This window comes from Nonomuraea jabiensis (genome assembly GCF_014204795.1).
Classification (GTDB): Bacteria; Actinomycetota; Actinomycetes; order Streptosporangiales; family Streptosporangiaceae; genus Nonomuraea; species Nonomuraea jabiensis.
On record NZ_JACHMB010000001.1, the window covers coordinates 9,334,758 to 9,359,843 of the forward strand.

Sequence of the window (25,086 nt, forward strand, 5' to 3'; positions counted from 1 at the left end):
GCCTCGTTCTGGCGGCTGGGGTCACGTTCGGGAGCGGAGGGCCTTGTAGTAGCGCAGGTAGATCTCGTCTTTTCTGCCGTGGAAGATCTTCCCCGCCAGTGCATGGCGTCTTCGGCCTCCCGAGGTCGCCGGAGACGTACCAGTCGAAGATTTCGGAAAGGCGTGCACCGTCCGTCTCCGAGTTGAAGGGCTCGGCGAGGGCTGGGCAGCCGCCAACCGAGTCGGCCCCAACCACATATCGAGCCGCAGAACTCGCGACTCCCGCTGACCATGATCGGCGCCGTCTGCTCCTCGGCACCCCCAGCAAGATCGTTCTCATCGACCACGGCGGTTGCTCAACCCCGGCACTGCAGGCACTTCGAGCCGGGACGCACCAGGTCATGTTTTCTGAATTTTATTTTCTGGAAAATCAAAAATGATAAGCTGCCGCCGTGACTCCGGATGCCAGTGTGGTAACGCCGTGTAAACACTGTGGGGCGCCGATCGAGCAGCGGCGGGGGAGGGGACGGCCCAAGGCGTACTGCCCTGAGAAGGACTGCCAGGCGGCGGCCAAGCGGGAGCGGGAGTTGCGGCGGGCCACGCCGGGGCTGGAAGGGGCGCTGGCCAGGGCCGAGCAGTTGTACGACCGGATGGAGAGCGGGCTGGCCGCCGCCATCGAGCCGCTGGCGCGGGCCCTGGCCGCGGAGCTGAGTCCGGCGGGGGTCGAGGCGAAGCTGAGCGCGGTGCAGGCCGAGGCGCACACGCGCGTGGCGATCGCGCGTACCGAGCGCGAGCAGGCGTTCGAGCAGGTACGGCTGGCGCGCGAGGCCGCCGAGCATGCCCGCAGGCAGACGGCCGAGATGCGGGTACGGCTCGAAGAGGCGCAGGCCGAGCGCGAAACGGCGCTGGGGGATGCCGAACGGGCACGGGAGCAGGCGCTGGCCGCGTTGCGGGAGGCCGCGAGCACCGAACGGCAGGCGCTGCAGACGGCCGAGGAGGCGAAACTACGCGCGAAGGCGGCCGAGCGGCGGGCCGAGGAGGCGCTACATCGGGGCGAGTTGACGGAGCAGGCCAGGGACCAGGTCGTTCATGAGCTGGCTGAGCGGGCGGAGCTGGCCGAGCGGCGTACGGCTGAAGTCATGGAGGAGGCTGAGCAGCGCACCGCCGAGGCGCGGGCGCAGGTCGTACAGGCTCAGGAGGAGGCCGACCGGGCACGGGAGGAACGCGATCGCGCCCGGGCCGAGACTGCGGCGGCCCTGCGGGAGCGTGAACAGGCCGAACGCAAGCTGATCGAGGCGCAGGCCCGCGCGGAGGCGGCGGCGCAGGAGCGGGACCGGGCGGTGGAGCGGGCCGTCACGGCCGAACGGGCGGCGGCGGAGGCCGAACGCGATCGGGCCGTGGCAGTCAAGGAGGCCGAACGGGATCGAGCGGTGGCGCTGAAGGAAGCAGAGCGGGATCGCGCCATGGCAGTCAAGGAGGCCGAGCGCGATCGGGCGGTGGCGCTCAAGGAAGCCTCGCAGGCGGCGGCTGAGGTGGAGCGGTTGGAGGGGAAGGCGGCGGAGGCTTCCGCGTTGCTGACCCGGGAGCGGAAGCTGGTCTCACGGGAGAAGTCCCGGGCTGATGCCGCAGTGAAGGAGCGGGACGGGTTGCTGGCGGAGCTGAGGCTGGAGCGGATGCGGGTCGAGGATCTGCGGGCCCAGTTGGAGGCGGCACGGGCGGAGGCGGCGCAGCTGCGGGAACGGGCGGTGGCGGCGGAACTTCGTTCGTCCTAGGGGAGCTGGCGCCGCTGCCGCTCGAGCCGTTCAAGATCAGCCGGATGCTGACGTCGCGCGTCAGCATGCACGGACAGATCAGCGTGCGCACCGACCACCACCGGTGCCGATCCACCTGGGCCGGGTACCAGGTGCGGGTCACTGTTCGCCTCCGGCCCGATTGTCTACCACAAGGGAGTGGGAGTGGTCCGGCACGAGCGGCTGATCGCCAGGGTGCCGGACCACTACCTGGAGGCCCTGGTGCGCAAGCCCGGCGCGCTGCCTGGAGCGACCGCGCTGGAACCGGCCCGGGTCGCACCTACCGCCGTCCATGACGCCTGGTGGGCGGCGGTGCGGCGCAAGCATCGGGACGCCGCGGGCACCGAGGCGCTGATCGACGTGTTGCTCCTGCACCGGCGGATGGAGCATCGGCACGTGGTGGCCGGGTTTCCGTCTGTATACGGGGCTGGAATCTTCTTGAAGTTGGCGCGGCACGGGCTCGGCGTAGTCGCCGACGGAGCGCGGTCTCGATGTAAGAGCGCGTGCCCCGAAGGGAGAACAGCGCCACATCTGCGCCATTGGGCTTCGTGCGGGCGCGATCGGGACTGTCGTTCGTGATCGCTAAGGTTTCCACCTGCGACCCGGATGGAGGAGACCGTAGTGGCTGAGTTGATCCGCAGCGTCTACGACGAGGCGCCGATCTCGTACGGGCGGTTTGGCCTGTACGACGGCCTGTCGTTAACGAAGCTGTCACCAAGTACATTCGAGCGCGTTCGCCCTGGTCATTAGGCCCTTTGCGGAGCTTCTCCCGGATCTTTCGCGGTTTCCCGGACGTATCGGATCAGGTGCGATAGGTATTGATCCGAATCTCGGGGGTTGATCTGTGGTGGCCGACCTGGACCCGTCGGCAGCCCCTGAGAAGAGAGCTCGAGTGTCATGGCGCGTGTCCTCGACGAAGACGAACTGGTCGGCCACTGGACGCTCCTCGATGAGGAGATGGAACTCCTGGCAGGTCGCCGAGGGCCGACGAAGCTGGCCTTCGCGCTGATGCTGAAGTTTCATCAGCTCCACGGGCGGTTCCCACGCGGGCGTGGCGAGCTGCCGGACGAGGCGGTCGAGTACGTCGCCGCCGCGGTGAAGGTTCCGGCCTCCGATCTGGCGTTGTACGAGTGGGACGGGCGGACCAGCAAAGCCCACAGGACCGATATTCGTGACTTCACCGGCTTTCGGGAGTGCGGTGTCGATGACGCCGACAAGGCAGCCGAGTGGCTGGCCCGCAACGTATGCAAGTCCGAGCGGCGCGCCGACCGGGTGCGGACGGCTCTGCTGGCCCACCTGAAGGACGAGCAGATCGAGCCGCCGTCCAAGCAGCGGATGCAACGGATCGTCGGCTCTGCGCTGGACCAGTCCGAGAAGGCTCTGACGCTGCGCATCTCCTCGCGGATCAGCGACGACGTCATCCAGCGGATGTTCGCCCTGATCGCCCGCCGCAGCGAGGCCGCAGAGGCGGCCGACCAGGCCGAGCAGGAGTCACCCGAGCCTGGGGACGACGAAGAGGAGGAGACGCCGGCGGACGGCGAGGGCGCGGACGTGTTCGCGGCGATTCGCGAGGACCCCGGCAACGTCAGCGTCACCACGATGGAGAAGGAGGTGTTCAAGCTCGGCGCCATCAAGGCGATCGGGCTGCCGGAGGACGTCTTCGACGACATCGCCCCGGGCGTGCTGCTGTCGTGGCGGGCACGGGTGGCGGTCTCCTCGCCCAGCCACCTTCGCCGCCACGGTCACGAGCTGAGGGTGACGTTGCTGGCGGCCTACCTGCACTGCCGGCGGTGGGAGATCACCGACGCCCTCATGGACCTGCTGATCACCACCGTGCACCGCATCAACGCCCGCGCCGACACCAAGGTCACCGAGGAGTTCATCGCCGAGCTGAAGCGCGTATCGGGCAAGGAGAACATCCTGTTCAAGATGACCCAGGCCGCGCTTGAGGCGCCGGAGGAGACGGTGAGTGAGGCGATCTACCCGGTGGTGCCGGGCGGCGTGGACACGCTGGTGGCGCTGTGGCACGAGTACCAGCACAAGGGCACCTCCTACCGCCAGCACCGGCAGCGGGTGTTCAAAGCCTCCTACACCAACCATTACCGGGCCGGGCTGATCCAGATTCTGGAGGCGCTGGAGTTCGGCTCGACCAACACGATGCACGCGCCGATGATGACCGCGCTGGCGCTGATCAAGCGGTATAAGGCCGAGACGACCCACCGCACGAAGTACTACGCGACCGGCGAGACGGTGCCGGTGGAGGGCATCGTGCCGGCGGAGCTGGCCGAGCTGATGTATCGCACCGATAAGAACGGCCGTCAGCGGATCTTGCGCAGCGTCTACGAGTGCGGGGTGTTTCAGATGTTGCGGGACAAGCTGCGCTGCAAGGAGATCTGGGTGCACGGCGCCTATAAGTGGCGCAACCCCGACCTGGACCTGCCGGCTGATTTCGAGGACAAGCGGGAGGAGAACTACGCCCGGCTGCGCAAACCGCTCCAGGCCAAGCTGTTCACCGCTGAGCTGCTGGAGGAGATGGACGCTGAGCTGTCGGCGCTGCATGACGCCCTGCCGTCACTGTCGTGGCTGGAGATCGTCGAGCGTAAGAAGGGCGGCGCGATCGTGCTCTCGCCACTGGATCCGCTGCCCGAGCCGCGCAACCTGCGCAAGCTCAAGGCCACGGTGCGCTCCCGCTGGGGCGTGGTTCCGCTGCTGGACATGCTCACCGAGACCGCACTGCGCACCGGCTGCCTGGACGCCCTGATCCCGGCCGGAACCCGGCTGGGAATGGAGCCAACCGAGTTCTTCGAGCGCATGCTGCTGGTCATCTACGCGCTCGGCACCGGCGCCGGGATTCGGTCGGTGGCCGCCGGCGAACACCCCTACAGCGAGGAGGACCTGCGCTACTGCCGCCGCTGGTTCCTGTCGGTGCCCGGGGCGCGGCAGGTGGCTAAGACCATCGCCAACGCCACCTTCGCCGCCCGGCAAAGCGCCTTGTGGGGTGAGGGCACCACCGCGGTGGCCTCCGACTCCACCCACTTCTCCGCCTACGACCAGAACATCTTCACCGAGTACCACTCGCGGTACAAGCGGGCCAAACGGGGCGTGCTGATCTACTGGACGGTCGAGACCGCGGGAGCGATGGCCATCTACAGCCAGCACCTGGCGTGCTCGGCCTCGGAGGTGCATGCCATGGTCGAGGGCGCGATGCGGCACGAGACGAACATGAACGTGGAGACCAACTATGTGGACTCCCACGGAGCCAGCCTCATCGGGTTCGGCATCACCCGCTTGCTGAACTTCGACCTGGTCGCCCGCTTCAAGCAGATCAACGTGATGAAGCTGTACCTGCCGGGCCGAGGAGACCGGTTCGCGTACCCCCTGCTACGCCCGGCGCTGACTCGGCCTATCCGCCCCGACATCATCGAGAACAACTACGATCTGGTGATCAAGTATGCGACGGCGATCCGGCAGGGCACCGCCTCCACCGAGGCCCTGCTGCGCCGTTTCCAGGGCGAGACCACTCACCCGGCCTACTCGGCCATGCTGGAGGTGGGGTGTGCCCAGCGAACCATTTTCCTAGCTCGCTGGCTCCGTGACCGGGACCTGCAGCATGAGACCGAGTCCGGGCTGAACGTGGTGGAGAACTACAACGGGGTCAACGACTACATCCGGTTCGGTAAGCGCGGGGAGCTGGCCTCAAATAGGCGCGAGGAGCAGGAGGTGGCGATGCTCTGCTTGATGATCTTGCAGAGCAGCCTCGGCTACATCAATACCCTGATGATTCAAGACTGCCTTGCTGAGCCGGAGTGGGCGGAGGTGCTCACCGACGTCGACCGCCGCGGTTTGACTCCGCTGTTCACCACGAACATGACGCCGTACGGGACGGTGCAGTTGCGCCGCGACCGGCGGCTGGACCTGATCGGGCCACCGCCTCCTCCGGAGGTATGAAGAGGCTCGGAGACTGCGTTGACGCCAGGTCACTGCAGCACCGGGGTCTCCCTGGTCTTCCTGACAATGCCGTGTACCAGGGCGTCGGTTGGACCGCCGCCCTGGTCATCGTCGTCGGGCCTGATTCTGCTGCGATCAGGAGCGTTGGCCGGGCTGGTTCACGATCGTGGCTTCCAGCTGCGCCGTCAGGCCCACCGTGCCCGCCTTGAAGGTCTCCTTACTGCCATCGGCCCACTCGTAGGTCCGATCCTGCAGCCGCGTCGAGTTGGTGCCCAAATACCGGAAGGTCTGCGGGTCCAGGACGAGATAGCTCCGTGCCTCGGCCTCGGTGATGCTGAACGCGACGCCTCGCCGTCCGTCGGCGACGGGCACATCCTGGGTCACCGTGATGCCCTTGATCGTGGGCAGCGCGCGGTAGAGCGCGGCCCGCACCTCGGGGGCGAGCCACTGCTCGGAGATGAGCTGGTTGATCTCCATGAAGAGCATCACCGGCGGGACGTGGCCGTTCAGCTCCTGCGGCCCCCGGCGGTCCTCGTCGAGGATGGCCGCCTTGATCTTGGCGATCACCCCCGGCGGGGTGACAGGCGGTTTGGCCAGCTCAGCCGGGTTGAAAATCGCGCTGCCCTGGAACATCAGCTTGCCGCCCTGGTACCAGGCCGACCGCTTGCCGTCCACGCTTGTCCACCGTTCCCAGGTGTCACGCTGGTCTCGGTCGACGTCCCCTTCGACCCCGGTCAGCTGCAGTTCCTTGGTGTAGAGCCACTGTCCGGGGCCCGGGGCGGGCGTCGGGTCGTTCTCGGCCGCACGGGCGGCGCGTTCGCCCAGCTCGGTCACGCTGGCCACCGGTGCCATGCCCGGCTCGTCCCTGAGCGTCACGACGGTCCCGCCGACGACCAGGGCCAGAGCCGCCGCCACCGCGATTCGCCAGCCGAACCTTCTCGTGCCGGACGCGGCCGGCTTGCTTGCGGCTTCCGGTTCGTGGATCGCTGTCATCAGCCGCGCCTTGGCAGCAGTTGCTGCGTTGTCAGTCATCGCCGGGGTGTTCCGGCGAAACTCCTTCAGCTCGTTCACTACAGCTCCTCATCCCCTAGCACGTTCCTGGCCTTCTTCCGCGCCCGGTGCAGCCGTGACCGCACAGTCCCCACTGAGATGTCCAGCGCCCGCGCCACTTCCTCGTACGACATGTCCTCCCACGCCACCAGCAGCAGCACGTCCCGATGCCCACGGGGCAGCGACGCCAGCGCCCCCGCCAGCTCACGCTCCCTGCCCTGCGCCGCCACCCGGCGCGCCACGGTGTCGTCCAGTGCCTCCGGCAGAGGGTCCACTCCGGTGCGGCTCAGCGCCCGCAGCAGCCGTTCCTCCTGCCGCCGATGTCTGGCGATCAACGTGGTGGCGATCCCGTACAGCCAGGGCCTGGCCAGCGCGAACGAGGTGTCATACGTCCCGCGCCTGCGGAAGGCCGCCAGGAACGTCTCGGCCACGATGTCGTCGGCGGCCTGCGTGCCGAGCCGCCGAGCCGCGTACAGATGGATCTGCTGGGCGTAGCGGTCGAACAGCGCCGCGAACTGCTCTGGGTCGTGCGCCGAACGACGGATCAGTTCTCCGTCGTCGATCTCGACCGTCTCAGCGCTCAACGCCTCTCCTTCGTGAGTAGGTATTTCACCGTGCTGTCTCCCGAAGGGCGTCACCGGGTTCCCCAAAGCTGTGACACGGCGGAAATGTGATGCCGCCGCCCGCAAGCGGCAGGTGTAGGCACTATTCTTCGGGTTCCGCTGGCAGAGATGGACGTGCTGGTCGATGCCCGCGCTCGGGAGCACGCTGCGCGAGATTCTCGGTGCGGACACTGACCAAGGCTGTCGTTTCGGGATCCCAGAGACGTGCGCAGGGGTTGCGGGATAACCTTGCCGTCGTCCGGCGCGGAGGCTTCGATTCCCGGTTATCTGGCAACTCGGCGGATGGGGGTCGGCACGATGGATCCAGTCATCGCCGAGCAGCTCGGTCGCACACACCCGCTCGCCCGGCACCTGGACGATTTCCTCACCGACCTGGCCAACGCCGGCGCCTCCGTCCACACCCGGCGCGCCTACCGCGGCGACCTGATCGCCTTCGCCGCCCACCACGGCGAGGACCTCGCCGAGCTGACCGCCGCGCCGATCCGGGCCTTCCTGGCCGAGCTCGCCGACCTGTCGCCGGCCAGCCGCAAGCGCAAGCGCGCCGCCGTCGCCTCCTTCGCCAAGTGGGCGGTCCGGCACGACCTCCTGGACGCCAACCCGATGGACCGCATCGACACGGTCAAGGTGCCGAAGAGCCTTCCCCGCCCGGCCGCGGCCGCCGACGCGGCTAAAGTGCTGGCGGCGATCTGCTCGCGGCGACCGCGTAAGGACCTGCCGCTGGACCGGCTTCGGGATCGGGTGCTGTTCGAGACCGCCTATGTGTGCGGCGCCCGCGCCTCGGAGGTGTGCGGCCTGTATGTGGAGGATCTCGACCTGCGCCTGGACGACGAACACGTCCGGATCCACGGCAAGGGCGGCAGCGTCCGCACCGTCCTGCTCGACGACCGCGGCTACGTCACCCTGCTCAAGCTCTACCTGGCCCGCGCGGGCTACAGCGCCGGGCCGCTGTTCCGCGCGTCCATCAATGGCCGCGGCGGACCTCTGTCCTACGACGCCGCCCATCACCGCTGGCAGAGCTACTGCGCCGCCGCCGGTGTCGAGATCGACATCCACCAACTACGCCACGCCCACGCCACCGAGCTCATCAACGCCGGCGTCTCCATCGAGGCCGTGCGCCGCCGCCTCGGACACGCCTCCACCGAGACCACGCAGCTGTACGCGCTGCTGGACGACAAGGTCGCCGACACCGAGATCCGCGCCGCCCGCCGACGTCGCGACCGAGCGGCACATTGATCGCACAGTTGGCCCTCTCCAGGTTCAGGCCCCCCGCTCGGGTCCGCGTCACCAGCCGCAAAGTAGCGCTGAGTAATCATCGCTACTTTTTGTGGTCACAAGGCTGGTATCTCAGTGTCGAGTAACGGTCGTCTGCCGACACTCGGCAGACGACCGCATCACCCCAGGCGACATGTGTCGACAACCCGTGCCGGATTTCAACGTCGGCGAACGGTACGCGGAGTAGATTTCGACACATGCTCGGGGTCGAGGAGGAAGTCCACAGGAATTAGCGGTAGCGCACCACGCCGGAGCTCATGCGGTGGTGCCTCGCTTCCGGCGGCGTAGGGGATCGCGGTCGGCGACGTGGGCGGCCACGGCTCGACGCTGGGCCGGGCGTAGCGCTCCAGGGAGCGCACGGAGGCGTGCCGGGAGCGGGCCAACAGGGTTGGGGTGTTGGTGCCGTCCTCGGCTTCGTGCGTCAGCGCGGAGTGGCGCAGTTGATGCAGCGTCCATCCGCCGCGTGCCTCGAGTTCGGCTGGGTCGGTGATGCCCGGATGGGCGAGCGGCCGGGTGAGGGCCTCGAAGAGCTCGGCGGCTCGCCGGTAAGACAGGCGGGCGCGCCCGGTAACTGGGCATGTGTCACGCGTGGGGACGTGGGCAGGCGCCCGGCGGTCCGTAAGGAACACAGGCCCGCGGGTACGGCCTTTGAGCAGCCGGGGCAGGAGTTGGGCGGTGCCCGATTGCCAGTGCACCCACTCGACGGTGCCGCCCTTGGAGGTGACGCGGCCGCGTTTGTCGGCCAGAAGCAGATCCTCGACGTCGAGGCAGAGGATCTCCTCGGCTCGTGCGCACGTCTCGTACAGGGCCTTCCAAAGCGTGCGTTCGCGCACGCTGACCTTGAGGTCGGACAACGCGACGATCTGCTCGCGCGACAGGGCCCGGGTTCGGTCCGGCGGCGCCGGCCGGCGTTCGATGCCGATGATCGGATTGCGGGTCAGCCAGCCGCGGGCGCGCCACCAGGCGATGGCAGCCTTCATCACCGACAGTTCACGGTTGACGGTGTCGGCGTCGACCAGCCGAGCCCGCTGCGCGAACATCTCGGCGATCACATCTGTCGGCGCCTCGTCGAACATGGCGAATGCCACGGTGGGCGGCTCGGCGCCACGCCGGTTGCGGCCCAGCGGCGGTTGCTGCCCGATGGCCAGCCACGCCCAGGTCAGCAGTGAGATTCGGTAGATGCGCTGGGAGGAAGCGGCGATCCCGGCCGAGCGAAGGTATGCCTCCACGGCGGTGCTGTAGTCGGCGGGGGTATCGCGGTCCAAGGCGTGGACCGTCATACGCTGCTGCTTGTCGTGGATGTGGACCCGTTCGCGGCTTGTCCGGGCTCCGGCAGGCCATCGTTGTGCTGGTAGGTGCGTCCAGGCTGGCTGAAAGGGCCGGCGGATGGGCCGAGTGGGTGTCCTATCGATCCCCGGGCGTACTGGGTCTCGCCAAAGACCCAGTAGTGCAGGTCCACGAGGTCAGGCGGCCAGAGCACCACGCCCGCGCCGCCGACGAGCCCGTGCGCGTTGGTGCGGGCCAGTTCCTTCAGCTGTTTCGCCAGCTTCATTCCGGAGGGCTGTCCGGCGATCGCTGCGGTGGTGGCTGCGGTGACGAGGTCTGCCAGTTGGAGGTGCGGGACGTGGTGGGAGGGCGCGGTCAGGATGGGCGAGACAACGCGGTCGGGTGTGGCGAAGCGAGTGCCGTCCCGGGTCAGGCCGAGGGTGTCGGCCAGCCATTTCACTTCGTCCTTGCGGCCGCCGCCTGGTTGATCAGCAATGATGATGCCGACGTCGTTCCGCTCGCGCAGATGCAGAGCGATTCGCTCGTAGAGGTACTTGAGGATCTCGGGTTCGACGTCGGACTTCTCCCAGGGGACATGACCGCGGTCCCACACCACGACGGCCGACTTGATGCCGCTGTCGATGGCGGCCTGGAGCATCCGCTGCCGCAGGTCGGTGATCAGCGGGCCGGTCGCCTTGGCCTGAAAGGTGTTCTTGGGTAGCTTCCATTTGAGTTCCTCCCCCTCGGGGATCTCGAACTCCGCGCGGATGCCGTCGAGCGCGGTGGCGAATCCGGCGACTGCGGGTTCGGGGACGATCACGCCGCCGACCGAGACGAGCTCGCCCATGTGCCGGCGGCGGACCTCTTTCTGTCCGCTGTCGTCGATGTAGATCATGTACACGATGGCACTCCACGATCGTCGCCGCAGTAAATGCGTACACCTCGACTCGAGGGCAGAGGGTCACGTGCTGGGGGACGCTCCAGGCCGGATGAGACGCGTGTTAGTGATCGTATCGGGCTTGTCGCAGTAAATGCGGCATTTACTGCGGTGCCGGGGGCTCCTCTTCCTCCGGGTGCTGGGACGCGGACGGGCGGCGCATCATCGAAGGATCGGCGTATGCCAGGTAGCCGTACCTGGCATACCAGCTCGCCTGCTGCATTTCCTTCTCGCGACGATCAAGATCGCGGAGTTGCGCTGCCGCCCGTGGCGCTTCGTCAGTGTGGCCGGTGGCGATCGCCTCGCGGTACCAGTGTCTGGCCTGCTCAAAATCGCCTAGCTTCTCCTCCAGCATGCCCAGGTTGTTCATCGCCTTGGGTGCCACTTCGTGATGGCCTGTGGCGGCCGTTTCGCCGTACCAGCGCCGCGCCTCAGCTGTATCTCCCTGCTCTTCCTCCAGCATGCCGAGGTTGGCCATCGCCCGTGGCGCTCCGTCGGTGTGGCCGGTGGCGATCGCCTCGCGGTACCAGTGTCTGGCCTGCTCAAAATCGCCTAGCTTCTCCTCCAATACGCCGAGGTTGGTCATCGCCTTGGGTGCCTCTTCGGGGTGGTCGGTGGCGATCGCGTCTCGGTACCAGTGCTGAGCCCCGGTCAGATTGCCCAACGCCTCCTCCAACATCCCGAGACAGCGCATGGCCACAGGCGCCTGATCAGAATGGCCAGTAGCGATCGCCTTCCGATACCAGCGTCCGGCCTCCCCTAGATCACCCTGCCGCTTCTCCAGCACGCCGAGGCTGACCATCGCATGGGGCGCGCCATCTGGGTGGCCGGTGGCGATCGCCTCGCGGTACCAGTGTCTGGCCTGCTCAAAATCGCCTAGCTCTTCCTCCAGCATGCCCAGGTTGTTCATCGCCTTGGGTGCCACTTCGTGATGGCCTGTGGCGGCCGTTTCGCCGTACCAGCGCCGCGCCTCAGCTGTATCTCCCTGCTCTTCCTCCAGCATGCCGAGGTTGGCCATCGCCCGTGGCGCTCCGTCGGTGTGGCCGGTGGCGATCGCCTCGCGGTACCAGTGTCTGGCCTGCTCAAAATCGCCTAGCTTCTCCTCCAATACGCCAAGGTTGGTCATCGCCTTGGGTGCCTCTTCGGGGTGGTCGGTGGCGATCGCGTCTCGGTACCAGTGCTGAGCCCCGGTCAGATTGCCCAACGCCTCCTCCAACATCCCGAGACAGCGCATGGCCACAGGCGCCTGATCGGGGTGGCCGGTGGCGATCGCCTCGCGGTACCAGCGGCGCGCCTCCTCCACATTCCCCTGCTGCTTCTCCAGCACCCCGAGGTTGACCATCGCCCTGGGTGCCACATCGAGGTGGCCGGTGGCGATGATCTTGCCCCACCAACGGCGCGCCCCGTCGAAGTCCTCACTCTCAGACAGCCACACGCCGATCCGAAACAGGACTGTGGCGTCGATGTCGGCGTCAGAGTGGTCGAGGAGCATGATCGCGGCCGGATATGCCTGCCGCTCTAGGGCGGCGTAGCCGATGTCGCGGCGCTGGTCTGCCTCAAAGTACTGATCGGCGTAAGTCCATAGGGCGTCGTAGACGGGCCAGGCGGCCGGTTCTTCGGGCTCTTCGGCGAGTGCGGTCAGCAGCGGATGTGGGGCATAACGGCGGCCGGAGCCGGTGGCTTGCTGATAGATCAGCCGGGGGCGGGCGGGGCTGTCGGCAGCCATGGCCCAGGTTAAGGCCGCACGGCGGCCGGTGACGGGGATCGGCGTGTCCAGCGGCAGGTCGACGATCTCCCGCCTGTACTGCGCGAACAGGTGCTTGAGGATGTCGGCGGTGAGCAGCCGGTGGGTGTCCAGCCGTAGTCGGTACCAGTCGGTGACGGCGTGCAGCAGCGTGACGCGGTCGGTGGACTGTTCGCCCTCGCGGGTCAGGGCACGGCGGAGCTCTTCCCAGGAGACCATGAGCCGCCCCATCAGCACATCGTGCCCTTCAGCCAGAATCGGGCGCAGCTCGGCGTAGGTGTCGCAGTCGCGCAGCGCGTGGCGCTCGGCCGGGCTGATCGCAGCAAGGTCGGCCTGGACGGCGCGCTGGTCGAGGAATGCCTCCAGCTGGGCGTCCGGAGGTTGTTCATGGTCAGGTCCACGGGTGAGCGTGACCGCGATCCGCAAGGTAGCGGGCAGCGTGTCCAGCGCTAGGCTCGCCAGGTCGCCGGCCCGCTCGGGCGGCAGGCCATCCAGCCACAGCACCGCGTCGGCCGTCTTGGCTCTGGCGGTCAGGTGGGCGGCATGCTGGAGCACCTGCTGCAGCGGCAGGCTAGGGTCGTGGTGGAAGGCCATGATCCGGTAGTGGCCGGGCAGATGGGTCAATACCGCATGCGCCAGCGTGGCGGTGCAGCCCGCGAGCCGGGGCCCGCGCACGACGATGAGGCGTTTGCCGCCAGTCAGCGCTTCGTGCAGGACGGCGTCGACGTCGCGCGGGATGTAGGGCGGCTGCTGGCCGGTGGCGAACCGGTTGGCGTGCACGCCCAGGTCGCGTGGGGTGACCTCGCGTAACGTCTTGGGGCGGCCGCTCGTGTCGGTCAGCTGGGGCCACAGCACCGGCGTGATGGAGCCGGCGACGGCGTCACACCGGGCCAGCCATTGCTGCAGCGTCTCGGCCAGCGCCGCCAGCACCAGGCCCGTGATGAGCCAAAGCGGCTGCAGGGTGGTGCCGTTGAGGATCTGGTTGATCGCCACGCCGACGGTGACCGTTAGCACCGCCACCGCGGCGACGCGCGCCAGGGCTCGTGCTGCCTTCATGCCGCACTTCCACAGGGTGGTACTACGTGGTGGCGAATATCAGGAGAAGGGCAGGCCATGGCTAGTCGTCTCCGGGGTCGGCGGACGGGTTACGCAGCGGCCGCAGCCCGGTGCCGGGCGGCGGGGCGGTGAAGGTGTAGCGGCCCAGCAAGTTGATGTGGGCGTGGCCGAGCGGCGACAGCCGGGCGACGTCCTGCTCGGCCACCGTCTGGCCAGCGGCGCGTAGGCCGGTCACGGCTGCGTCGATGTAGCGGGTGTTCCACAGCACCACCGCGTTCACGACCAGGCCGAGCGTGCCGAGCTGGTCTTCCTGGCCTTCCCGGTAGGGCTGGCGCAGCTCGCCGCGCTGACCATGAAACAGCTTGCGAGCCAGCCGGTGCCGCGACTCCTGCACGGTCAGCTGGGTGTTGACGGCGCGCCGGTAGCCCTCGTCGACTGGGTCGATCAGGGCCAGCAGGTGCAGGGTCTTGGCGATGCGGCCGTACTCGGCGAAGACCTGGCCGAGCTTGCTGGGGTGGCCGTCGCGGCCGAGCATGCGCAGCAGGTCATAAGCGCGCACCTGGTTGGTGACCAGGGAGCCGGCCACGCGCAGCATGTCCGGCCAGTGGGCGCGGATCTTGGCCAGGTCGACACGGTGCCGGGCCAGCGCGTTCAGCGGCCCGTAGTCGCCCTCGGCCACACCAGGCAGGGTGGCCCGCCAGAACCGCTGGTCGGCCAAGTCGGCGATGCGCGGTGAGAAGCGGTAGCCCAGCAGCCGGAACAGGCCGAACACGATGTCGCTGTAGGAGGCGGTGTCGGTGGCCACCAGCTCCGGCCTCGGCCCACCGTCCAGGTTGAGCAGAGTGTCCAGGATGAACAGCGAGTCGCGCACCGTGCCAGGCACCACCACCGCGCCGATCCCCGCGACCTGGTCATTGACGGCGTTCAGCCAGGTGATGCCGGCCTTGAGACCGAAGTAGCGGGGGCTGGGGGCGGCGTTGATGGTGCGGACCGGGACCACGAACCGCAGCCCGTCGACGCTGGCCACCAGCCCGCCGCCCCAGGCGGCCGCGACCGGGATCTTCGCCTGGGCGTCGATCAGCCGCGCGTTGGCCGCCGCGTGAGTGTCAGCACGCAGGTAGTTCTGATCCACGTGCGAGAGTCGGTCGCGGGTCAGCGCCGCATGGCCCGGCTGGATCACCGGGGTGCGACCCACGTTGCAGCTCTCGGCCACCAGCAGCGCCGCGACGGAGACAGGCAGGTCCTCCAGCCGGGAGGCGACCTTGGCCACGTGGGTGTAGGCGTCCAGGAAACCAGTCCAGGCGTGCACCTCCAGCAGCAGTTCGGGCAGGTCGACGCGAGGCAGCATGGCCGCCACCACGGCGCGCAGGGTCTTCAGCGACTCGCTCTCGCCGATCGCCTCCAGCCGGTCCACCGCCAGCTTCACCCGCCCGTCCTCGCCGGGCACCAGCCGCACGCTCGCCTCAGGCCCGGCCTGCTCCAGCCGGCGGGCCAGCAGCCGCCGCGCGGCGTCCAGTGCGCCGGTCAGCTCGGCCAGGTGCGCAGCGACGGGTGCGGCAAGTCCGAGACCGGCCAGCGTCTCGGCGCGCACTGCCTGCCACGCGGCCCCGTCCAGCAGCTGCGCCCGTGGGTCGGCCCACCGCACCGACGGGGCGGCGAACACATCGCGCCGGCGGAGCGCGCCGCGCAGCTGCTCCAGCACGCACAACACGTACGCGTCCCGGTCGACCGCGTTCTCGGGTAAATCCCGGTTGCGGAAGACGGCGCGCTGCCACATCGGCGGCACAAGCTCTTCGTCGATCTCCTCGGCCGTCAGCGGGCGCTGCCTGACACGGCGGCGGGCCAGCTCAGGCAGGCCGCCGACGGCGGCCAGGATCTGCCGTCCGGCCGGGGCCGCCGCCAGCGGCAGCGCCTGGGCCAGCAGGATCACAAACGGCCGCACCACCCCGTAGCGGGTGGCCAGCTGCTCGCGCATCGCGGCCTCACCGGCCGCATCGTCGGGCACCAGTTCCTCCACCCGCGCGGCCGCCGCCCGCACCAGCTCGCGCGGCGCGACCTGCTCCACCGCCCGCCAGGCCGCACCCACCTCTACCACCCCGGCATCGGCACCCGTCTCGGCGGCGGCCTGTTCCAGCACGTCCAGCACCGCGCGGGTAGCCCGAGCCAGCGTCCGCGAGGCGTGTTCCAGCTGAGGCAGCACCGCCAGCCGGTGCTGCTCGCTGGCCCGCCGGGAGGGGTTGATCAGCCGGGTGGCCATCAGCCGATCGAACAGATCCAGCGCGTCGTCGACCGCGACGGATTCCAACTGGCGGGTGGCGGCCAGCAGGGTCGCGGTCCGGCGCGGCTCGGCCAGCTCCTTCAAGGCAGGGGCCTTGGCGGTCAGCCCGTAGCGGGCCAACATCGCCAGCCGGTTGGCCCGGCACCCCGGACACCCTCGCGGCGCCCGCCCCGATGGCGCTCACCTCGGCCGCGCGGGCCAGCGCCTTCTCCAAGTCGGTGCCGGAGGTGCGGATGGGGGCGCGGCGCAGCCGCTCCCACTCACTGACCCGCTGCCCGGGCAGGACCTCCAGCAGCGCGCGCATCCGATCCGGCAGCTGCGGGTCAGCCTGACGTGCGGCGTCGGCCAACGTGCGATGCAGGCGTTCGGCGGCCTCGGCCCGCACCGTCACCGCCAGCCGGGCCAGCACGCTCACCCCGGGCAGCAGCACCCGGTGCCGGCGCAGCCATCCCACCGTCTGCTCGAACAGCGCCAGCGGCCCTTCGGCGTGCGTCCACGCCCGCCCGGCCATGAACTCCCGCAGCTGCGCGCTCGCCTGCGGGTCGGAGAAGTCCCGGTAGCCGCGGGCCGCCTGGATCTCCCAGGCGTGCTCGTAGGGAGTCATCTGCCGTTCGGTGTACCGCTTGACCACTGACGCGTCGCCGATCCCCAGCTGGCCCGCCAGGTAGTCGATGACCGGCCAGGGCACCTCCAAGGGATCAGAGGTCAGGAAGGTTCCCAAGAACCGCACGGTGCACAGCTGCAGAGCGAACCCCAGCCGGGTGTGATCACCCCGCCGCTTCCCGATCAGCTCGCGATCGGCCTCATCCAGCAGGAAGAACCGCTCCAGCTTCGCTTGCGTCGGCTCGCCGATGAAGCACCCGTAGGCTGCCACTTGATCATCAGACAGGAACTCAACCGTCACATGCTGTCATCGATAAGGATCAACGCGTCGCTACCGCTAATTCCTGAGGAGTTCCTCCTCAACCCCCATGCTGTTCGGCTACGCGCGGGTGTCGACCGCGGACCAGAACCCCGACCACCAGATCGACGCCCTGCTGCAGGCCGGAGTCGAGCAGGGCAACATCCACCTCGACACCGCCAGCGGCGCCAAATCCTCTCGCCCGAAGTTCGACCTGGTGATGCAGCTGCTGCGCGAGGGCGACACGTTGAAGGTCACCCGCCTGGACCGGTTGTCGCGGTCGGTGCTGCATCTGGTGACGCTCGGCGCGGACCTGCGCGAGCGCAAGATCGGCCTGCACGTGATCGAGCAGGGCATCGACACCGCCACCGCCGAGGGCCGGGCGATGTTCGGGATGCTGTCGGTCCTGGCCGAACTGCAACGCGAACTCATCATCGCCAACACCGACGACGGCCTGGCCGCCGCCCGCGCCCGTGGTCGCGTCGGCGGACGCCGCCCCCGGCTCACCCCCGAACAAGCCACCCTCGCCCAAGAGCTCTACGACGCCCGCATCAGAACCGTGCAGCAGATCGCCGACCTCTTCGGCGTCCCCCGCTCCACCGTCTACGGCCACCTCGACAAGAACACCACCGTGCTCCGCGAGCCGAAGAAGCGCCCCGCCGAAGCGTAACCAGCAGACAACGATCTTCAGTGGGCCTACTTTGCGGCTCGCCGTAGCCTTCTTCTTCAGGGGTCCTGGGCCCTGACGGTGCGTCAGTACTGCCCGATGTAGTGCTGGACGCCGCCGCCCCTGGGGAGCCGCCGCGCCCACTCCGCGATCCTGCTCGGGGACGGGTCGTCGGACAGGACGGCCATTGCCAGGCCGGGCAGCGTGACGTTCTGCCGCCAGAGCTCCTGCCACTGTTCGTACCGCAACGACAGGTAGCGTAGACGGCTCATCCGGCCCAGCGCGGCCAGGTCCATGACCGACGATCCGCACAGGTCCAGTGCGTAGAGCCGGGGCGCGGTGACCAGCGGTTCGAGGTCGACGGCGTGGTGCGCGCGCACCCGCACCGCGCGCAGCGTCGGATGGCCCGCGATCGGCGCCAGGTCGAGGGCCTCCACGTCCTGAAGCGTCAGCGCCTCGACGGCTGTGTCCCGGAGCGGGCTGAGATCGGCCGACCGGCACTGCGTCAGCTCCAACTTCAAGAGCCGGGTGCCGCGGACGGTGCCCAGATCGATGTCGCCCCCGCCCCGCACCCACAAACTCTGGGTGTTGTGGCCGGGATTCAGCACCTCACGACAGGCCCAGACTGTGGACGCGTCGGGCGCGTTCTCGTTCTCCCGGGCGAGGGCCATGTCGCCGAGATCGATCCGCAGGTCGTCGTCCTCGCACGTCCAGTCGCCTCGCTCGAGTGCCTCCACGTGGCGGCGCAGCAGCGAGGTGACCGAGTCGGCGACGTAGGTGGGGCCGTCTCGCCGCAGGCCGATACGGATGACCTGGCCGGGTCGACCGCCCGGCCCGGGGTCCATGTCGACGGCGAGGTACTCGTTGTTCCCACCGTCGGCGAACGGGATCCAACCATCCCGGTCGATAGAACGCCGGACCGCCCCGGGCGGGCCGTCGTCCAGCATGATCCTCCATGGGTCCGGGTCGAACAGCGGCACGTTATCCACCCAGACGTGATCACTTCCCAGCTCGGACACAAAGGACGCTGAAAGCCAGTCGTAGCCATTGTCGATGAGTCCCAGATCATCATCGCCGTCCATCACGTCGTAGAGGGCGCGCAGATCGTCGGGAAGCGCGTGATCCAGGTCTGCGAACATTTCCTCGCGATCCGCCGCCGGCGGCGGCAGCTCATCGGAGTAGCCGAGGATCTCCTCGCGGCGCTGGAGGTAGGCGCGCAGCAGGCGGACCGCCTCGGCGGGATCCCCGGCCTGCGTCGGATCGGCGGGCCCGTCCACCTCATCGCCGGGACCGCTGGGCAGTGCCTCCTCGTCGAGGACGCAGGCGACGCCCGAGTTCTCCGCGCGACCGCCAACGGCGGCCTCGAACCACCCCGAAGGATGCACGACCATCGTGACCGCCGTACCACGGCCGAGGCGCAGCGCCTTGCGCAGGTCGAACGGGAGACCGTGGTTCTTGAGGGCGCCGTCGGGCAGGGTGTAATAGCCTCTGGTACCTCCGCCGATGGTGAACGTGGCGCGTCGCCAGCCGTCCGGGGCCCGGGCGGCGGTCTGTACCGCCAGGCGCCGCAGCACCTCGGTAGCCTGAGGGTTCTGCTCGTTATCCGCGGCCCGGCGGTCGGTCAACCGCCAGAAGTCCAGATGGCCGCGCAGACCGTCGTGGTCGGGGTCGGCGAGGATCTCCTCGGTGATCCACGGGGCGAGCCGGACCGCCTCGGCGAGATCGTCGAGCGCGGCGTCCTCGTCACCGAGCAACGCATGGACCCACCCGCGGTAGTGGTGCACCTTAGCGCCGGGGTGCAGGGCCGCGGCCTCATCGATCACCCGAAGTGCCTCGCGGGCACGCCCGGACTCGCCGAGCTCCAGCACCCGGGACAGCCAGCCGAGCAGATACCCGGGGTCCTCCCGGGTGGCGCGCTCCCAGTCCACCGGCCGGATGCCCGCCAGCAGACAGGTCGCGGGACCTGCCATGCCGCCGTCCGCCGCCCGTTCCAAGGCCGTGGCGGCCTCCACCGGATCGGCCTCCATCAGCAGCCAGCCACGCCACAGCTCGGCGAGTCCGGGTTCCGCACCAGCGGCCAACGCCCGATCGAACGACTCCAGCGCTACGTGCAGCATCCTCGCGTCCAACGCGGCGAACGCGACGTCCAGCCAGCGATCGGACGAGCCGTCCGCGGCGGCGATCGCGGGGATCAGCGGCCCCGCTGGGCGCCGGGGCATCTCCTCCAGCATGAACCCGCTGAGCCCGATCGGCCGCACCGACCGTTCCCGAAACACCGCCGCACGGGCCATCAGCGGCTTCAGAACGTTCTTGGCGAGAGTCCCGCCTGGTGACGCCGCGGCGAGAAGGTCGAGCCCGGCGGCTGTCCGGTCGACGCCCTCGAAGCCCATCCCCGCGGGATCGGTGAAGCCGAGCACGTCGACCACGAAGACCTCGTCGCCGGTCGCGAAGATCAGCCCTTTCGGGATGTCGCCTTCGCACCGCCCGGCCCGGGTGGTCCCGTAGGTGCAGCGCCAGAACGTCCCGTCCGGCCAGACGCGCTCCATCGTCCCGCTCCTGCGCCATTCCCAGCCCGCGGCCGCCAGCCGTTCGCGCACCCTCGCCTCCGTCATGGCACCCAATTATGGGACGCCAAGATCACCCATGACGGACTTATAGTCAGACGGCGGGGCCGTTCGACAACGGGAGGCGGCATCGCTCGGCCTCGTCGAGCTCGGCGATCTGTTCGCGCCGCTGCGCGCCCAGCTTGCTCGCGCCCGGCGGATGATCGGCGGAAACACTCGGAGATAACGCGAGACGGCCAGCCAACAGCCCGGCGCGCCCAGAGACACCAACGCCGGACCGCACTGGGCGATCTGCCCGACCAGAGCGTCCCGTCCCCCGATCAGCCTGACCGAGAAACAACCCTGTCGACCTGCGAATCAGTGCTAAGCGCTAATACCCGGCCGGATCTTCCCGCTCTGAGCAGGGATAACGCAATCGCGTGTACCTGGTGACAGCTTCGTTAACGACAGGCCTACGACGTATCCGGCTATGGCCGGGATGTCGTGCAAGAGACCGAACATGGTGGGCTATTGGCCGAGCCCGAGGGCATTTCACTGGGTGCTCTCCAGTTGGTGAGCCCGGCCGGAGCGTGGCTGGCCGCTGTCCAATTGGAGGCATGGGACGCCGAGCCCGAGGATGAACCCGGCCAGCCATGGGCAGAGGCGGGGCGGGTTCTGTATTGGAGTCCGGGCGGCATCGTGACCGTCAGCGGCATGGGACACAGCCCGACGGGACAGAAGCTCCTCTTGGGACCACCTTGTTTCGCCTACTGGCTGAGCGCCTACACCGGCTCGGTACGCAGCGAGCCAGCCTCCTGGGATCCCGGCGAAACCGTAGCCGTCGACGAACGCTGGCTGCTGCGGTTCTGGCCGGTGGCCGACGTCTCCGGACCCGCTCTACGTGGGGAAGACGACAGCGGGCATATGGTCAGGATGCGCGAGATCCTCGCGCTCGAACCCGGCACGGCACCACCACGGCCGCAGGCCTGGGCAGCACTGCGGCCGCACCCGCAGCCCGACACCGCCACCGCGGTGATGCGCTTCAACCCGCCGGAATCCGACCGTGTGACGGTAGGCCACCCTGCGCAAGCCGGCAGCGCTTCGGAGACCGACGGGGGACGCATAACAGTCTCGTCCGTCGATACAGAAAATGACCCACAACTGGTCCACGAGGTGCTGGGCGACCTGCTGTACGACGTGCTCGGCAACCTGCCGCAGAACGTGTGGTCCTGGTCGCGATCGATGCTGGAGGACTACGCGACGCAGTTGCGTGTGGACCGGCGCATAGGCCGGGAGCTGAACCCGGCTAGCATGCCCACGCTGGTGCTGAAGGCATCCAGTGTGCGCACACCGTTCTTCGGGACCGAGCCGGGCTTCAGCGGGCGCGCCTGGGTATGGGGATCCGAGGAGAACGGCCACGCCGAGGTGCTGTCGGTCGACAGGGAAGTGATCGCCCGCGACCGCCTCCGTCAGAACACGCTGTTCACGGGCATTGTCACCATCTTGCGCAAGGAGAACGACTTCGTCGAGGTCCGTGCGGCGACGCAGGCGGAGGCCGCACGGGTGATCGACGTAGAGAGGTTACGCGGTTAACGTCCCAGGGGTCGCCGTAGGTTGACCCCTGGTCAGCGATGGATCCCGGGGCCACGAGCGATGCCACGCACCATCCAGGAGCGGTGCTGCTCCAGGAGCGTATCCAGCGGCGAGGCCGATGCCCGCTCAGCCACGATGATCCTGGTCTCGCGGAGAGAGGTCCGCCCGCCGCTTCCTTCATGAGCAGGCGACGATCAAGGATGCCTTCGCGCCTCAGGCCCTGACGGGAGCCGATATCAACGCCTTCCTGTTATGCGAATGCGAATGCGTCTCGGCGGTTCGGCCAAGGGGCGCATGGCGGAGCTGCGCTCTTTGCTGGGAGGAGCGGGTCAAGGTGCAGCGCCCGCAGGCGAAGCCGAGGACGAACGATCTTGACGCGGCACGAGCAGTGGCCTTCATCCTCGCACCGAGAAAGAACAGCGGCACGGTGGGCAAGCGAGCCCAGCCACAGATGAGCTGAGCGTCGCCAGAGACGTGGCCTTGCTCAAGGCATGCCGGCGTTGGCAGCAAGGAACGACAGCACCGTTGGCAGAACGTCGGTCGATCTGTCCCAGCAGCCCTTGTGATCTGCGCCGGAGATGGACAAAAAGGTTGCGCCTGAGCTCTCGGCGAAGGCGCGCATCGGCTCGTGCCAAGGGTCGGCCGTGCCCGCGTACAGCAGCATCGGCACGCCGGAATCGGCGAGTTTCAGCCCAAGTCCAGGCTCGCGCGAGAACGCCTCATAATTGGCGCGGAACCCGGCAGGATCTCCCGCCTCGATCAGGGCGGCCTGATAGGGATCGGCGACGGCGCCTTGCTTCATCAGCGTGTACGCGTCGGTGTCGGCGGGCAGACCGAGCAGGCGCAGCGTAGGGCCGACCACGGAGCGGAAACCGTCGACAGGATCGAACCCGCCGGCCACCAGGCAGGTCAGACGGTCAGGCGTGTGCGCGGCGACCGCGTACCCTGTCATGGCTCCGAGCGAGTATCCCCACAACGCGGCCCGTTCGACGCCGACCTCGTCCAGCACCGCCGTGACAGAGTCCACCCGCCGTTCAAGCGAATAGTCCTCGGCCTGGTGCGGGGCGTCGCTGCCCCCCAGGCCGAGTGGGTCGACGGTAATTACGGTGTGGGTGGACGTAAGTGCGGACGTGTAGCCGCTGTGCGCCCAATGTGCCCCGTCCTGGAACATGCCTGGATGAAGCACCAGCGCAGGACCATCACCGGAGACCTCGTAGGAAATCTTGCAGCCGTTGCTGCGTGCGATGGGCACGTGTTGTTTCCCTCATCTGTTCACGAAGATCCTGCGCCTGCACGCAGGACCGTTACGATTGATAACGGGGTCAATCGTGACGCATGCTTAGAAAGTTTTGGAAGAAGGCACTTTCTTGTCGCAACGGAACACCGGGGTAACAAACCAGCTCACGCCCGCGACGACGGCACCCGCCCCAGACGATTGCCCGCTGCCCGAGGTCCTCAGCTTGATCGGTGGCAAGTGGAGCGCTCAGGTGCTGGTCGAGCTGGGCAACGGTCCACGCCGCTTCACGCAGCTGGAGCGCGCGATCGCGGGCATCAGCCGTCGCATGCTGACCGTGAGCTTGCGTGATCTCGAACGCAACGGGCTCATCACCCGAACCGTGTACCCGGATTCCCCGCCGCGAGTGGAGTACGCCACTACTCCATTGATCGAGGACATACGCGAGCCTCTGGAAGCACTCACGGAATGGGCCCGTCTTGCGGCCCCTGCCATCACCGCAGCCCGCCGCGCCTACGACGGTTCGGCCGATTCACATCCCTGATGCGCTGTCGTTTCTCACCGACATTACTATCGGGTACTGGAATCTGAGGCTGTCGTCGACAAACGCCGCTACTCGTCACGGACGAAACGGACAAGGCGATCAGTGGCGCGTAGCACCCTCGCAGTGCATCCGGGCCTGCCGTTGTGCCGCCCGAGAGCATGGGCTCTGCGAGCCGGCAGTTCGAGCTAGCCCGCCAGTTTCGCCAGCCAGCTCTCGACGTCCGCCGCGATGGCCAGCGGCTGGTCCTCCGGCGTGTGATGGCCGGCGACCTCCTCGTGCTCCACGATCTCCAGTGCGGCCACGTTCTTCGCGCACCAGGCGACGGTCTCCGCCGTCCACATCGTGCCGGTGCCGGGACGGAAGCCGATGAGGAGCTTCGGCACCTCGACGCTGGTCGCCAGCCACCGGTCGAACGCCTCGATCCAGGCCACGACGTCGGCCGGCTCTCCGCCCAGTGGCAACGAGCGCGCCCAGCGCAGCTGCGGCAGGCGGCTCTCCCTGGTCGGGTACGGCTGCGTGTACGCGGCCATGTCCTCCTCGCTGAGCGGGGTGGTGACAGTGGTCGGCAGGCCCTGCCTGAGGAAGGCGTCATCGTCGAGGATCATGGACTCGCCCACGCCCTCGGTCTTGATCGCCCGGAACAGGGCGCGACCGTCCTGGGGGAGCTCGTCCCAGCTCATCGGCTTGATAATGGCCTCGGTGAAGGCGATCCCGCGGACCCGGTCCGGGTGGCGAGAGGCCCAGTCGAAGGCCAGCGCGCCGCCCCAGTCGTGGCCGACCAGCACCACGTCGTCAAGGTCCAGGGCGTCGAACCAGGCGTCCAGGTAGCGGGCGTGGTCGGCGAAGGTGTAGTCGATGGCGGGCTTGCCCGACTCGCCCATGCCGATCAGGTCGGGAGCCAGGAGACGGCCGTGCCCGATGGCGGGCATGACGTTGCGCCACAGGTAGGAGGAGGTGGGGTTGCCGTGCAGGAAGACGATCGGCGCGCCGGTGCCGCCGAGCTCCCGGTAGTGCATGGTGGAATCGAGCACGTTCTGGAAGGGCATGTCGGATCCGTTCAGGTGTTGAGGGTCATGGTGCGGTCCACCGCGATCTCGATCACGACCCGGCCGGGCGGCGCGGGCGGCGGCGAACCGTAACGTCGGAGGTAGCGCCGGGCGGCCTCGGCCACCCGGCGTGGATCGTCGGACACCGTCGCGGTGCCCTCAAGGGTGACCCAGCGGAACCCGTCGACCTGGCAGAGCGCGGCGCGGCCGCCCCGTACCAGGTTGCGGGCCTTGCGGGAGGCGGCGACGGTCAGCACGCGGGCCATTCCACCGTCCCAGGTGAAGCGGACCGCCACCACGTGCGGGGACCCGTCGGGCCGCAGGGTCGTCAGCGTGGCCACGCGGGGTTCTGCCAGGAAGGACTCCATCGAGCCGGTCACGAGGTGAGCCTCATGGGGAGGGCTCCGCGCGGTGCCATCAGCGGTGGGTGGCGGCGTTGCGGGCGGCCCAGCCCGCGAATGTGGGGCATGAACTGCTCCGCGAACCACACCTCCTCGCCTGCCGTGACAACGATCATGATTTCCCAGCCCTACTTAGTTAGTTAGTTGGCTGACTCAGTGAGGAAACCATAGTGGGTGGGCGAGGCCTCTGTCCATAGTTAGTGGCCTGACCAAC

17 protein-coding genes and 1 pseudogene are annotated in these 25,086 nt (G+C 68.5%); 8 read left to right on the forward strand and 10 right to left on the reverse strand.

Annotated features, from left to right (window positions below):
- Positions 1-449: 449 nt before the first annotated feature.
- The 4 genes from HD596_RS64165 (at position 450) to HD596_RS42575 (ending at position 5,717) form a co-directional block, all read left to right on the forward strand.
- On the forward strand, positions 450-1,751 hold the full coding sequence (locus HD596_RS64165; protein WP_185075079.1) for a coiled-coil domain-containing protein: 1,302 nt from the start codon (positions 450-452) through the stop codon (positions 1,749-1,751).
- Positions 1,752-1,934: 183 nt separating this feature from the next.
- A complete protein-coding gene (locus HD596_RS65870; RefSeq protein WP_185075080.1) occupies positions 1,935-2,348 on the forward strand; it encodes a hypothetical protein in 414 nt (137 codons plus the stop codon).
- Between the two features lie 42 nt (positions 2,349-2,390).
- Positions 2,391-2,519 carry a hypothetical protein gene (locus HD596_RS64170; RefSeq protein WP_281398309.1) on the forward strand — a complete coding sequence of 43 codons (129 nt, stop codon included), beginning with the start codon at positions 2,391-2,393 and terminating at the stop codon, positions 2,517-2,519.
- Positions 2,520-2,666: 147 nt separating this feature from the next.
- Positions 2,667-5,717 (forward strand): Tn3 family transposase, encoded by a 3,051-nt coding sequence (locus HD596_RS42575; protein ID WP_185075081.1) that lies wholly within the window; start codon positions 2,667-2,669, stop codon positions 5,715-5,717.
- A gap of 135 nt (positions 5,718-5,852) precedes the next feature.
- Here the strand turns inward: HD596_RS42575 and HD596_RS42580 are convergent, their stop codons facing one another.
- Positions 5,853-6,788: a CU044_5270 family protein gene (locus tag HD596_RS42580; RefSeq protein WP_185075082.1), complete on the reverse strand. Its 936-nt coding sequence runs from the start codon at positions 6,786-6,788 to the stop codon at positions 5,853-5,855.
- Positions 6,788-7,351, reverse strand: coding sequence for an RNA polymerase sigma factor (locus HD596_RS42585; protein ID WP_185075083.1), 564 nt, complete (start codon positions 7,349-7,351; stop codon positions 6,788-6,790). Before HD596_RS42585 ends, HD596_RS42580 begins: the two co-directional genes overlap by 1 nt.
- Before the next feature lie 336 nt (positions 7,352-7,687).
- Here HD596_RS42585 and HD596_RS42590 point away from each other — a divergent pair, with 336 nt between their 5' ends.
- Positions 7,688-8,623, forward strand: coding sequence for a tyrosine-type recombinase/integrase (locus tag HD596_RS42590; protein WP_185075084.1), 936 nt, complete (start codon positions 7,688-7,690; stop codon positions 8,621-8,623).
- Positions 8,624-8,820: 197 nt separating this feature from the next.
- Here HD596_RS42590 and HD596_RS42595 read toward each other — a convergent pair whose 3' ends face one another.
- From HD596_RS42595 to HD596_RS42610, 4 genes and pseudogenes are all read right to left on the reverse strand, one after another.
- Complete coding sequence (locus tag HD596_RS42595) at positions 8,821-9,942, reverse strand: tyrosine-type recombinase/integrase (protein ID WP_185075085.1); 1,122 nt, start codon at positions 9,940-9,942, stop codon at positions 8,821-8,823.
- Positions 9,939-10,823 (reverse strand): DUF3800 domain-containing protein, encoded by an 885-nt coding sequence (locus HD596_RS42600; RefSeq protein ID WP_185075086.1) that lies wholly within the window; start codon positions 10,821-10,823, stop codon positions 9,939-9,941. The genes HD596_RS42595 and HD596_RS42600 overlap by 4 nt, the downstream gene beginning before the upstream one ends.
- A 145-nt stretch (positions 10,824-10,968) precedes the next feature.
- Positions 10,969-13,665, reverse strand: a complete 2,697-nt coding sequence (locus HD596_RS42605; protein WP_185075087.1) for a tetratricopeptide repeat protein — start codon at positions 13,663-13,665, stop codon at positions 10,969-10,971.
- Between the two features lie 61 nt (positions 13,666-13,726).
- Positions 13,727-16,847 (reverse strand): annotated as a pseudogene (locus HD596_RS42610) (Tn3 family transposase).
- 67 nt (positions 16,848-16,914) lie between these two features.
- On the opposite strand from HD596_RS42610, the gene HD596_RS42615 reads away from it, so the two are divergent.
- The gene (locus HD596_RS42615; RefSeq protein ID WP_185075088.1) at positions 16,915-17,514 is read left to right on the forward strand and encodes a recombinase family protein; all 600 of its coding nucleotides are present in this window, start codon (positions 16,915-16,917) and stop codon (positions 17,512-17,514) included.
- Positions 17,515-17,597: 83 nt separating this feature from the next.
- Here the strand turns inward: HD596_RS42615 and HD596_RS42620 are convergent, their stop codons facing one another.
- A complete protein-coding gene (locus HD596_RS42620) occupies positions 17,598-20,123 on the reverse strand; it encodes an SMI1/KNR4 family protein (protein ID WP_185075089.1) in 2,526 nt (841 codons plus the stop codon).
- 462 nt (positions 20,124-20,585) lie between these two features.
- Here HD596_RS42620 and HD596_RS42625 point away from each other — a divergent pair, with 462 nt between their 5' ends.
- Positions 20,586-21,647, forward strand: a complete 1,062-nt coding sequence (locus tag HD596_RS42625; protein ID WP_185075090.1) for a hypothetical protein — start codon at positions 20,586-20,588, stop codon at positions 21,645-21,647.
- 484 nt (positions 21,648-22,131) lie between these two features.
- Here HD596_RS42625 and HD596_RS42630 read toward each other — a convergent pair whose 3' ends face one another.
- A complete protein-coding gene (locus HD596_RS42630; protein WP_185075091.1) occupies positions 22,132-22,899 on the reverse strand; it encodes an alpha/beta fold hydrolase in 768 nt (255 codons plus the stop codon).
- 208 nt (positions 22,900-23,107) lie between these two features.
- Here HD596_RS42630 and HD596_RS42635 point away from each other — a divergent pair, with 208 nt between their 5' ends.
- A complete protein-coding gene (locus HD596_RS42635; protein ID WP_281398311.1) occupies positions 23,108-23,425 on the forward strand; it encodes a winged helix-turn-helix transcriptional regulator in 318 nt (105 codons plus the stop codon).
- Between the two features lie 185 nt (positions 23,426-23,610).
- Here HD596_RS42635 and HD596_RS42640 read toward each other — a convergent pair whose 3' ends face one another.
- Positions 23,611-24,471 (reverse strand): haloalkane dehalogenase, encoded by an 861-nt coding sequence (locus tag HD596_RS42640; protein ID WP_185075093.1) that lies wholly within the window; start codon positions 24,469-24,471, stop codon positions 23,611-23,613.
- A gap of 11 nt (positions 24,472-24,482) precedes the next feature.
- Complete coding sequence (locus HD596_RS42645; RefSeq protein ID WP_376776027.1) at positions 24,483-24,851, reverse strand: pyridoxamine 5'-phosphate oxidase family protein; 369 nt, start codon at positions 24,849-24,851, stop codon at positions 24,483-24,485.
- Positions 24,852-25,086 lie beyond the last annotated feature (235 nt).